The organism is Bacillus sp. AR13-1 (genome assembly GCF_008042285.1).
GTDB lineage: Bacteria > Bacillota > Bacilli > Bacillales > Bacillaceae_G > Bacillus_A > Bacillus_A mycoides.
Genome location: NZ_QNUA01000010.1, coordinates 88,327 through 100,775, shown reverse-complemented (window position 1 = coordinate 100,775; position 12,449 = coordinate 88,327). Strand labels below are relative to the sequence as shown.

Annotated in this window: 10 protein-coding genes; 5 read left to right on the top strand and 5 right to left on the bottom strand. The window is 36.2% G+C overall.

Features of this window, described 5'->3' with window-relative positions; translation table 11 throughout:
• Positions 1-17 precede the first annotated feature (17 nt).
• From DN408_RS08520 to DN408_RS08510, 3 genes are all read right to left on the bottom strand, one after another.
• On the bottom strand, positions 18-695 hold the full coding sequence (locus tag DN408_RS08520; protein ID WP_002014703.1) for an HAD family hydrolase: 678 nt from the start codon (positions 693-695) through the stop codon (positions 18-20).
• A 22-nt stretch (positions 696-717) separates the two neighbouring features.
• Complete coding sequence (locus DN408_RS08515) at positions 718-972, bottom strand: YbeF family protein (RefSeq protein WP_002014701.1); 255 nt, start codon at positions 970-972, stop codon at positions 718-720.
• Between the two features lie 166 nt (positions 973-1,138).
• Complete coding sequence (locus DN408_RS08510; RefSeq protein ID WP_002014700.1) at positions 1,139-2,524, bottom strand: hypothetical protein; 1,386 nt, start codon at positions 2,522-2,524, stop codon at positions 1,139-1,141.
• A gap of 164 nt (positions 2,525-2,688) precedes the next feature.
• On the opposite strand from DN408_RS08510, the gene DN408_RS08505 reads away from it, so the two are divergent.
• The 3 genes from DN408_RS08505 (at position 2,689) to DN408_RS08495 (ending at position 5,387) form a co-directional block, all read left to right on the top strand.
• Positions 2,689-3,054 (top strand): YoqO family protein, encoded by a 366-nt coding sequence (locus DN408_RS08505; protein WP_002128842.1) that lies wholly within the window; start codon positions 2,689-2,691, stop codon positions 3,052-3,054.
• 708 nt (positions 3,055-3,762) lie between these two features.
• Positions 3,763-4,893 (top strand): RNA-guided endonuclease InsQ/TnpB family protein, encoded by a 1,131-nt coding sequence (locus DN408_RS08500; RefSeq protein ID WP_050000356.1) that lies wholly within the window; start codon positions 3,763-3,765, stop codon positions 4,891-4,893.
• Positions 4,894-5,045: 152 nt separating this feature from the next.
• Complete coding sequence (locus DN408_RS08495) at positions 5,046-5,387, top strand: YoqO family protein (RefSeq protein ID WP_002014486.1); 342 nt, start codon at positions 5,046-5,048, stop codon at positions 5,385-5,387.
• A gap of 42 nt (positions 5,388-5,429) precedes the next feature.
• Here DN408_RS08495 and DN408_RS08490 read toward each other — a convergent pair whose 3' ends face one another.
• Both DN408_RS08490 and DN408_RS08485 read right to left on the bottom strand, forming a co-directional pair.
• Complete coding sequence (locus tag DN408_RS08490) at positions 5,430-6,500, bottom strand: M24 family metallopeptidase (protein ID WP_002128840.1); 1,071 nt, start codon at positions 6,498-6,500, stop codon at positions 5,430-5,432.
• 370 nt (positions 6,501-6,870) lie between these two features.
• Complete coding sequence (locus DN408_RS08485; protein WP_147740062.1) at positions 6,871-8,580, bottom strand: Rqc2 family fibronectin-binding protein; 1,710 nt, start codon at positions 8,578-8,580, stop codon at positions 6,871-6,873.
• Positions 8,581-8,685: 105 nt separating this feature from the next.
• Between DN408_RS08485 and DN408_RS08480 the strand changes: the two genes are divergently transcribed.
• Entirely contained in the window at positions 8,686-11,409 is a 2,724-nt protein-coding gene (locus DN408_RS08480) for a calcium-translocating P-type ATPase, SERCA-type (RefSeq protein WP_002014490.1), read from the top strand.
• Positions 11,410-11,508: 99 nt separating this feature from the next.
• Positions 11,509-12,384: a YicC/YloC family endoribonuclease gene (locus DN408_RS08475; protein WP_002088227.1), complete on the top strand. Its 876-nt coding sequence runs from the start codon at positions 11,509-11,511 to the stop codon at positions 12,382-12,384.
• Positions 12,385-12,449: the final 65 nt, after the last annotated feature.

The window sequence follows — 12,449 nt, the reverse complement described above, 5'->3', positions numbered from 1 at the left end:
AAACGCGGTCGTTTTTTTTATATCATTGTTAAAAATTCATGTAAAGAACATATAGTAGGAACAGCGCACTTGAGTTGCGAGTTATCCCGATTTAACCATATCCCTTGCATTCCAGCTGCTGTACTACTAATTGCATCAGTTTCTAATCGATCGCCAATATAATAGCAGTCTTGCATTTCAAGATTCGATTGTAATACGGCTCTGTGAAATATTTCAGGGTCTGGTTTCGATATACCAATTTCACTAGAAGTAAAAATATATTTGAAATATTGTAGAATGTTTAGAGCTGTTAATTTTTCGATTTGTTGTTCATAGTCACCATTACTAATGATACCTAACGAGTATCCTCTTTGCTGCAAAGTTTGCAATGTATAGAGGACATCTTCAAACGTGGTCCAGTTCTTCTTATATAGTTCTATATATTGATTGAATCTGTGCTGAGATTCCTCGAGTGATAAGTTTACTTCATATACTTTAAATAAATGAGACATTCGCAACCTTTGTTGGTCTTGAAAAGATAATTCTTTGGATAAAAATTTATTGAAATATTGTTCGGATAATTCATGCCATAGTTTCGTAGCCTCTAATTCGTTTCCTGAGAAAATATCATTATACTTTTGGAAGAAATGTGAGATACCATTTTTCTCAGCAGTGTCGTAATCAAGTAAAGTTCCATCGATATCAAAGAAAATCATAGTAAAATCTCCTTACTAGTAACTACTTAGCGTTTTCTACAACTTCATATCCTCTCACAAACAAGAGAGTCATATAAGAAACAATAAATGAGAAGATGCTGTACATACCAATCCAAAAGAAAAACTTTGGGGTAAAGGCGAAAACACCTATTATTAAAAAACTAGCAAACGTTACAATCGGCATTACGTAATACGTTTTCGTTCTACGTGTTCCAATAACAGAAACGATAAAGATAAGTAATGGACAAATTAATAAGACGAAAATCAATTCATTCATAGTTATGTCCCCTTTTCTAATTGAAGTAATCTGTTGCTCGTAAACGTTTTGAAATAAATACTCTCCTAATATAACTTCGCTAACATATAAATAACCCCTTTTGAAAGTCAGTAATAAATGATGGATTTCACAATAAAAAACGTAAGCAAGAGAACACTTGCTTACGTTATAGAATAAACATCGCAACGATAGTGGTGACGATTAAGCCAATCACAACCGGTAAAAAGTTTCGGCGTGCAAGCTCAAACGGATCTACTTTGCATATCGCAGCGGCAGGAATAAGCGCCCAAGGAATTAAAGTCCCGCCCCCGGTCCAGATTGCTGCAATTTGCCCGAGTGCTGTTAATGTAGCTGTTCCATGCCCAAGTGCTGTTCCGAAAAGATTGGCAATCGAACCAGCAAGTGATATACCGGAAAAGCCAGATCCATCTAAGCCTGTTATGACACCAACAATAGTTAATGTTCCTGCCGATACATATTGGTTTAAAGGAACAGTTTGAGATAAGGCGATTCCTAAGTCGTTAATGATTCCATGTGAACCTTTCGGTAAATAGTCCCCGATAATTTTCACAAAGCCGCTATCTCCTAAATAAAAGAGTGCAGCAATTGGGATAACTGGACCAAAGATTTTAAATCCAAATTGGAGCCCTTCTATAAAATAATCGGTCGTTTTATTTAGTCCATTACCTTTGTAGGCGATGAGAGAAATGATGATAATCATAATAACAGTCGTCCCGCCGATAAGTGCAGTTGCGTCGCTTCCTTGTAGTTTAAATTGAATCATGCAAAGAATATCTATGGCATATACGATCGGAATACAAATAGCGAGCCATTTTTTTGTCTGAGGAGATAATGAAGTGAGCGTTTTAGAAGACTCAGTTGATGGAGTAGATTCTTGTATAGATAAGCCTATATGAAATTCTTTTCGTAAGAAGAAAAATGCAACGGAAGTTGTTACAATACCCATAACAATAACGAGGGGAACACTGGCTGAAACAACGCTGGAAACAGGAAGACCAGCAGCGTCTGCAGTTAATTTCGGTGCACCTTGAATTACGAAGTCACCAGATAAGGCGATGCCGTGTCCGAATAAGTTCATAGCAATGGCAACACCAATTGGCGGAAGGCCAACGCGTACAGCGACGGGTAATAAAATAGCCCCCATTAAGGCGACAGCTGGAGAAGGCCAAAAGAAGAAAGAAATTGTCATCATTAAAAGTCCGATAATCCAATAGGCGAGGGTAGGTGTACGAATCATTTTTGTAAATGGTGAAATCATCGTATCATTTATGCCGGTATGAACGAGTAGATTGCTCATTGATACGATAATGGAGATGATTAATATAGTTGGTAATAGCTCAGTAATGGCGTAAATGAAACTGTGAAAAATACCGCTAATAGCAAGAGGGATAGAGCTTGTAGCGGTTAATGCTAATAAAAAGATAAAAACGATACAAATAATCGTCGTATCTTTCCGGAGAATAAAAAAGGTAATAATAGTGAGTAAACAAAGAATATAGAGAGTATGCAACAGCGTTAATTCAACTCCCATAACATTCACATCCTTTAGGCATTCGTGTAGTTTATTGTATGAAAGCAGTGAAAGTATGTGAGTATAGGAAAAAGAAAAAGTGAAATTTCATGTACTGTAATGGTAAGAATAGTAAATGGATGTTACAATACAATTAATCCTAAAAATGGAATTTGAGGGGGCATATGCGCAAACAAATTGGATTTTGGGGATTCATCCTCTCTTGTAGTCTATTAATCATTTTAAATCTGTTCACAAACAATGAATGGATCAGTATCATACCTGTTTTCGGGTTTGTATTTGTACTTTTATATAACTGGGATGATATGAAACAATATAGCAAGAAAAGTATTGGAATTATGATAGGTATCATTGTTGTTAGTTCGTTTGTCGTAGGTTTTATTTTAATAGAAGGTCAGAAGCAAATGGAGAAAATGTCTATTTTTCAACAATGGTTGTCGTCTGCAAAAGCTCTTTATCTTGTAATTGTAGTTGTTATTTTGCTAAGAATTGTTATAAGTATAGCAAGTTACATATTAAAGAAGAAGTAGAATGGGGGAGTACGAATGAGAGAGAAAATAGGGTAACTAACTGTTACGATTTATTTAACCAATTATAACCAAAGCTAATTAAATATATCAGTAAGCCCTGCTAGTCAAGTGATTGGCTAGTAGTGAGGGTTAACTGCGGGCAATCTCTAAAGCTGATTGAACTACAACGTGGCTAGAAATAGCGAGCGTGAATGTCGCGAAAGCAGAAAAAATCAATCAGATCGTGCAAGGTTAAATCCTAAACATTAGAACAATGGGTCTTCCGCCTCGAACCATCTAAGTCAAAATGGATAAGATGAACGTTCAACGACTATCTCGTATAACTGACGAGAGTACATCACAAGCCTATGGTGGTGGAAAAATCCTCTATCTTTAAGTAGATAAACATATAGTCTGCGCTCATGTGAAAACATGAGAAGTTCATAAGAGAACTGGCTAAGGAATTGCGCCCTTAGTTGAACAAGATAAATTTTATTGAATCTATCAAACTTTATTGAAAATAACAAACGTACGTTCTGTGTTAGGTTCAATGAGGTGAGAATAATAATGAAATTTTCACGAGTTAGTCAAGTATCGGAATTAACAGGTTTGTATCCTAGTAGTCTTAGGAGAATGCTGATGGAACACGCTACTATTCAGAAGGATCAATCTTTCGTTATCTAAAAGGTGAGTGCTCGAATAATCGCACAGTAAAGGAGTAGGCTTCTGATGATATTGGCGAAGAAAGTTAGATTGATTCCAACGCCTGAACAAGAAAAAGTGCTTAGAAACCATGCTGGTGCTGCAAGATTCGCTTATAACTATTGTAAAAGAATGAGTGATAGATATTATAAGCTATTTGGAAAATCTGTTTCACAGTTAGCTTTACAGAAACGATTTACAAAGATCAAGAAGCGAAAGAGATATGAGTGGTTAAATGACATCAACGCACAAGTTCCCAAACAGGCTTCAAAAGATTTTGATACGGCGAGGAAACATTCGTTCAAAAAGTACAAAAATAGTTATCACACTTCTTATAAATCTAAAAAAGATTTAATCCAAGGATTTTATGCCAATTATGAAAGACTGATTATAGGAAAGAAAGTAGTTCATATTCAGTCCATTGGAGAAGTGAAAACAAGCCAACAACTACCAAGAAACAAAAAACCATCCAATCCAAGAGTTACATTTGATGGTCGTCACTGGTGGATTAGTGTAGGGTTCCAAGAAGATTTTGAATCTCAAGAACTAACCAATGAGTCGATTGGTGTGGATGTTGGTTTAAAAGAGCTGTTTGTAGCTTCTAATGGTACGAAAGAACGAAATATAAACAAAGATGCTAAGGTTAAAAAACTTTTGAAAAGGAAAAAGTCAGCGCAAAGAGATATGTCTAGGAGATTTAAAAAAGGTGTAAAAATTCAATCTGCCGGATATGAAAAAGCTAAAACTGAGCACCTGCGGTTATCTAGGAAAATTACGAATATCCGAAATAACCATATCCATCAAGCAACAGCTAAATTGGTGAAAACCAAACCAATGAGAATTGTTGTGGAAGACTTACCTATCTCAAACCTGTTAAAAAACAAAAAACTATCGAAAGCATTTTTATTTCAAAAATTAAACTTCTTCTTTCAATGTTTGTCATACAAGTGCGAGAAGTATGGCATTGAGTATGTAAAAGCTGATAAATGGTTCGCCTCAAGCAAGATTTGCTCATGTTGCGGAGTAAAATACGACCATTCAGTTCAACCAGAAGGACAGTGGAGTTTAAAAATACGTGAGTGGCGTTGTGTTGGGTGCAATAGCCATCATGATAGAGATTTAAATGCTTCGATAAATTTATCAAGATGGGTAAAATAAAAGCTTGATAATAGGAGGTAACGATACTGCCTCGTGTGGAGTGTTATACCCCTCGTCCCTTCGGGGTTGCGAGAACACGATGAAGCACTAACTTGTGTAAATTTGATTGAATTGCATAGATTTAGTTAAGTTTATCGTATCGGTATTATGGTGTGCTCGTTTGTTTACTATTATCAGTTATTTCAGGGCAATTTCTTAAAAGTGAATGGGTGCCAGTTATATTATGTATAGGAGTATTGATTTTTGCACCTATGTATCGCTGGAAGGAATGGAAAGCATATAGCCGAAAAAAGAAAATTGTTTTCAGTATCGAGTTTGTCATTATAATTAGCACAATTCCGTTTTTGTTATTGAAAGGAAATGAGATAATAGATGGAATTGTAATGTTTCAAGGGTGGTTATTTATTGCGAAATTGCTATATTTAATATGTATATTAATGTCGGTAGCGGTAATCGCTAAAAAAGTAAACGAAAAGCTATTCGCTAATGAATAAAAGAAAATGCCACCTTATTCGGTGGCATTTTTTTCTATGATTTTAACAAGGGATAACAATTAGTTCCCGATTTGATTTTGTAATAACTTCATATCCGTCTTTTGTAATGACGATATCATCTTCAATTCTACAACCGCCCCAGTTCGGTATGTAAATACCAGGTTCAACGGTAACAACCATACCTTCTTCTAAAGTAGCCTTACTTTCTTGGGATAGGCGAAGAGGTTCATGTATTTCTAACCCAAGACCATGACCGGTAGAGTGTCCAAAATATTGACCGTATCCATGTTCTGTAATGTAATCTCTCGTTATATCATCGATACTTTTCGCAGTTTCCCCAGGTTTAATTGCTTCCGTCCCACGTTTTAACGCTTCTCGTACAACATTGTATATCTTTTTGAATTCTTCTGATGGTTCCCCAATTGCTACAGTACGTGTTATATCGGAACAATATCCATCGTAAAGTGCACCGAAATCTAATGTAACGACGTCGCCTCGTTCGATTATTTTATTTGATGCAACTCCATGAGGAAGTGAAGAACGAACACCAGAAGCTACAATGATTTGAAATGAAGAGGATGTAGCCCCTTTTTTTCGCATGAAAAATTCTAACTCATCTCGTACATCATTTTCACTTATTCCTGGTTTTAGAAACGTAAGGATGTGGTGAAATGCTTCGTCAGCAATATTAGCTGCGATTTTCATTGTTTCTATTTCAGGCATGTCTTTAATAATACGAATATTTTCGATGATTTCGCACACTTGAACCATTTCCGCATGTACGTATTTTTGTAAGTTTTTATATTGTTGTAATGTCATGTTATTTTCTTCAATTCCAAGTTTTTGAATGTTTAATTTCGATACTTGATTTGCAACTTCTTTCTCTAAATTTCCTTTATGCATAACAATTTCAGCGTCTTTTATTTGTGATTTCGCTTGATCTACGTAGCGAAAATCAGTTATAAAAACCGCTTTATCCGCAGAGATTAAGACGACGCCAGCGCTGCCTGTAAAGCCTGTTGCATATTGGCGATTTTCTTTTTTTGTAATAAGTAATCCGTCAATTTCATATTTTTGTAGTTGATTTTGGATTTTATTAATTCTTAAAGTCATGTTAATTTCCCCCTTTTCACAGTATTGAATAAAGCAAATAGCGTGCCAAAATATATATTTGAGGAAAAAAGATAGTAGGAACTACATATGTTTTAGGGGAGATGAAAAATTAGCCCGCTATTTGTGAGAGGCGGTTTGTTCATAAAATCAAGATTACTTCAATAATCAGTGGGGGGATGAAAAAATATTGATTGGAGGTGCACTTTATATACATACTGTAAAAAAATTTATACAGATGTGAAATGACACTGTCAATTTTTTTGACAATATTGAAGGGAAGAAAGATGTTATGAATGAGTGAATGGATATATGAACTGAATTGAAACCATATAAAAAATGCGTCGCTTGCAAGCAACGCATTTTTTAATATTTACGCTTTTAATTTCATTACTGTATCAGCATCTGGTGTTACATATAATGTTTGTTGATTGTCATATGTAACAAATCCAAGTTTTGCACCGCTCGGTTTTTTGACATGGCGTACCTTTGTGAAATCTACAGGAACAGAACTAGAATCTTTTGCTTTACTGTAATAAGCAGCGATTTTAGCGGCCTCTTGTAAAGTCTCTTCCGTAGGTTCAAGAGAACGAATGACAACGTGGGACCCAGGTATGTCTTTCGTATGTAACCAAATTTCATCACGACGGGAGAATTTCGTTGTTAAATAATCATTTTGCTTATTGTTTTTACCGACGAAAATTTCTGTGCCATCACTAGCTAAATATTTGTCCAATACTGGTTTTGTCGGTTTTTTCTTTGAGTTTTTCTTCTTACGATTACGTACATAACCTTCTTCGGTCAGTTCTTCACGAATCTCTTCAATATCTTTTGAAGAAGCAACCTCCATTTGTTGAAGTAAGCTATCGAAATAAAGAATTTCTTCATTTGTTTTTACGATTTGTTCTTCTACAATAGCAACTGAATTTTTCGCTTTTTGGTACTTTTGGAAATAGCGTTGTGCATTTTCAGATGGTGTTTTTAAAGGATTTAATGTGATTTTTACAGTCCCACCATTTTCGTCGTAATAGTTAACGACTTCTATCTCTTTATCACCTTTTTTCAAAGCGTACATATTGGCTGTAAGTAGCTCTCCAAATAGTTGATATTTATCTGCTTTTCCGGCATCTTGTAATGTTTTTTCTAGTTTAATTAGCTTCTTTTCATTTTTTGTTTTTTCATTTTGCATAAAGCGTTCTAAATCGTGAGCTTGTTGTTTTACACGATCGCGCTCTGCTTTACCAAAGAAGAAACGATCTAATAATTCACTAACAGATGAAAATGTTTTTTCGTTTCCTTGTAAGTGAGAAAGAGGGAATAGGTAAAAGAACTCTTTTCCATTTGCTGTTATCATTGCTGGCACGTACTGATGTGTTAGCAAAGGTTTTTGCAAGCTGAAGAAAGCTTCAGATAATGCTTTTTCATTTGCCATACCTGCTTTTTTTACAACTTCTTTTGCAAATAATGGGGAAATTCCCATGAATGCTCCGACAAGTTGTTTGTCCATGTTGCCAGATAAAAAGTCTAGCGGTTTAATAAAATCATCTTCTGTTTCGATAAGAAGCGGATTAACTTTATGTTGTGTCGGTGGGGCAACATATTCAGCTCCAGCATATACAGTACGATGTCGGTTTACCGCTAAAGAAACGTGTTTTAAGCTATCTAAAATAACATTTGTTTTCGTATCTACTAAGATAATATTACTGTGTCGTCCCATTATTTCGATTACTAATGTTTTTACTGATTCGTCACCGATTTCATTGCGACTGCGGACTGTAATTTGAATAATACGTTCTAAGTCAATTTGTTCAATTTTTTCAATAAATCCACCTTCTAAATGTTTGCGAAGAAGCATACAAAACATCGGCGGTAGCGCTGGTGAATTGTAGTTTTGATTTGTTAAGTGCATACGCGCATATGTAGGGTGAGATGAAAGAATTAGTTTTTGGTTTTTTCCGTTTGCTCGAATATGTAATAAAACTTCATATTTTGAGGGTTGATATATTTTTGAAATTCTTCCTGTTTGAAGAGAATTTGCAATTTCATGTGTAATTGCTCTTGTAAATAATCCATCGAATGCCATGAATGAACACTCCTTTCTAACTAAAAGTTAATTATAGCATTTTTTTGGACGAGGCTGAATAAGCTTTCATTAGAGTATGTCTGGAATCAGGAGGTCGATGGCAGGATGAACTGGTATGAAATGCGAGCACATGAAGTGGAGGAAAGAACGAATACGAATGTGGAGGTAGGTCTTACAGAGCAAGAAGCAGAGGGCCGATTAAAGAAATTTGGCACAAATGAATTGCAAGAAGCAAAGCGGCCTTCTGCGCTTATGGTGTTTTTAGCGCAATTTAAAGATTTTATGGTACTTGTTTTATTTGGTGCTACAATTATTTCAGCTTTTTTAGGAGAGTATATTGACTCGATTGCAATTGTTGCAATTGTTATTATTAATGGTGTCCTCGGTTTCTTCCAAGAGAGGAAAGCTGAAAAATCGTTGGAAGCTTTAAAAGAATTGGCAGCTCCTCAAGTTACTGTACTAAGAAATGGGAAGTGGATAAAAGCACCGTCAAAAGCGCTTGTACTGGGTGATATTATTAAATTTTCTAGTGGTGACCGTATTGGCGCGGATGTTCGCCTTGTGGAATCTTCAAGTTTATATATTGAAGAATCGGCTCTTACAGGAGAGTCATTGCCTGTACAAAAGAAGGTAGATGCGTTACAAGGTCAAGATGTTTCAATTGGTGATCAAAAAAACATGGCATTTATGGGGACGATGATAACGAGAGGTGCTGGAACAGGGGTAGTCGTAGCAACTGGAATGAATACAGCTATGGGGCAAATTGCAAATATGTTGCAAAATGCTGAGCAAATGGAAACGCCATTACAAAGAAGATTAGAACAGCTTGGGAAAATTTTAATTATTGTTGCTCTTATTTTGACGGCTCTTGTTGTACTAGCTGGTGTATATCAAGGGAATGAAGTGTATCACATGTTTTTGGCTGGGGTTTCGCTTGCTGTTGCAGCTATTCCAGAAGGATTGCCAGCTATCGTTACGGTTGCGCTATCACTTGGTGTACAGCGTATGATTAAAAAGAGGGCAATTGTGCGAAAGTTGCCAGCTGTAGAAACGTTAGGCTGTGCTTCTGTTATTTGCTCAGATAAAACAGGAACAATGACACAAAATAAAATGATGGTAACACATATGTGGTCAGGCGGAGAATTGTGGAAAGTAACAGGTCAAGGCTATGAGCCAACAGGTTCGTTTATGAAAGGTGAAGAAGTAATTGACCCTACTAAGACGAAATCACTGTATCAACTACTTACATTTGGCTGTTTATGTAATAATGCGAATGTTATTCAAAAGAAAAAGACGTATGTGTTAGATGGAGATCCAACAGAGGGAGCTCTCGTTGCTGCTGCAATGAAGGCGGGAATATCACGTGAAGCTCTTAAAGGAAAGTTTGAAGTCATTCGTGAATTTCCTTTTGATTCAACTAGAAAAATGATGAGCGTTATCGTTCGTGATCGTGAAGGTAAAAAATTTGTTATTACAAAAGGAGCACCAGATGTTCTTTTGCAGATGAGTCAAACAATTTTGTGGGGAAATAAGCAGCAGCCTTTAAGTGAAATGTATCGAAAAGAAGTGCAGGCAGCGATTCATAGTTTAGGAAGTCAAGCTTTACGAACGATTGCGGTGGCATTTAAACCGTTAAAAGCTACAGATTCAATTGAACATGAAAGAGAAGTCGAGCAGGATTTTATGCTTGTTGGAATACAAGGAATGATAGATCCGCCAAGACTAGAAGTGGCGCAAGCGGTGAAAGAGTGTAAGGAAGCTGGTATTAGAACGGTAATGATTACGGGAGATCATAAAGTGACGGCAATGGCAATTGCGGAACAGCTAGGGGTTTTACCGGCGGGTGGACGCGTTGTTGAAGGTGTAGAACTTGCGAATATGGATGTAGAGGCATTAGAAGATATTGTAGAAGATACGTATGTATTCGCTCGTGTGTCTCCTGAGCATAAATTGAAAATCGTTAAGGCGCTGCAAAATAAGGGACATATAGTAGCTATGACAGGTGATGGAGTGAACGATGCTCCAGCTATTAAAACAGCTGATATAGGGATTGCGATGGGAATTACAGGGACAGATGTTGCAAAAGAAGCTTCTTCACTTGTGTTGTTAGATGATAACTTTGCTACGATTAAATCGGCGATTAAAGAAGGTAGAAACATATATGAAAATATTCGGAAGTTTATTCGGTATTTGTTAGCATCTAACGTTGGTGAAATTTTAGTTATGTTATTTGCGATGTTACTTGCACTGCCATTGCCGATGGTTCCAATTCAAATTTTATGGGTGAACTTAGTTACTGACGGTTTACCAGCGATGGCATTAGGTTTGGATAAGGCTGAAGGAGATGTGATGAAGAGAACACCACGCCATCCGAAAGAAGGGGTGTTCGCTAGAGGGCTTGCGTGGAAAATTATAAGTCGTGGTTTTTTAATCGGAGCAGTGACATTAGTAGCGTTTATTATTGCATTTAACCAGCATCCGAATGAATTGAAGTATGCACAAACGGTAGCCTTCGCAACATTAGTACTGGCTCAGCTTATTCATGTATTTGATTGTCGTAGTGAACATTCTATATTTCACCGCAACCCGTTTGGAAATATATATTTAGTAGGGGCGGTTATTATTTCTTTACTGTTAATGCTTGTAGTTATATATTATCCACCATTACAGCCGATTTTTAGCACAATGCCGATACAAGCACGAGATTGGTTGTTAATTGGAGGATTATCATCTATTCCGACCTTCTTATTAGTAGGATCCTTATTAACAAGAAAAAAGGGGAAAAAGAAAAAGCCGCTGTTATATAAGAAGGGATTAAACTTGAAATAGTCAATGATATGAAAATATGATATAATTTACAGAAGGTAGTAGAGTCGCATCTCTATTGCCTTTTTCATTGAGTTATTTCATGGCTTGGATGTGATAAAGATGATTTGTAGTATGACAGGATTTGGAAGATCGAAGGTAGAAAACGATACTTTTCAAATAACAGTAGAAATGAAGTCGGTGAACCATCGTTTTTTAGAAATGAGTATTCGGCTTCCGAAGCAAATGATGGCGTTTGAAGACAAGATTCGTAAAATAATTGCAAAGCAAGTTCGCCGTGGACGTATTGAAGTGTCTATTAGTATAACAGGCGAAGGGCTTGTTGAAAGAAAACTAACTGTGAATTGGGAACTTCTCAAGCAGTACCAATCCATTATGGAAGATATAAAAGGGAAATTTCAATTACAAGATTCTATTACACTCGGGCAACTAATGGGAATGCCAGAAGTAACGGCAGTTGAAGAAATAGAAAATGTAAATGAACAATTTGAAACCGGTTTATATGAAGCTGTTCGTCAAGCTGCTCATATGTTGAAAACGATGAGAGATGGCGAAGGAGAACGATTACATAAAGATATAGCATATCGTTTGCAAGAGATTCATAATTGTGTAAATGCAATTATTCCACATGCACCAATTGTTACACAAAAATATCGTGAACGATTAGAAAATCGCTTAAAAGAATTACATAACCAAGATTTAGATGAACAACGATTGCTGACAGAAGTAGCAATATTTGCAGAGCGTTCAGATATTCACGAAGAATTAGTTCGATTACAAAGTCATTTAGATCAATTTCGTGAAGCACTGCAAATTACAGAGCCTGTTGGAAGGAAAATGGACTTCATCGTGCAAGAGATGCATAGGGAAGTTAATACGATAGGTTCTAAGGCAAATGACTTAACAATTTCAAAATATGTCGTAGAAATGAAAAATAACCTTGAAAAAATTCGTGAACAAGTACAAAATATTGAGTAGCTTTCAAAAAATATATAAAGTTATACGTGGTGGAGAAATCGGATAGACTTACTAGGAGGCGCAAA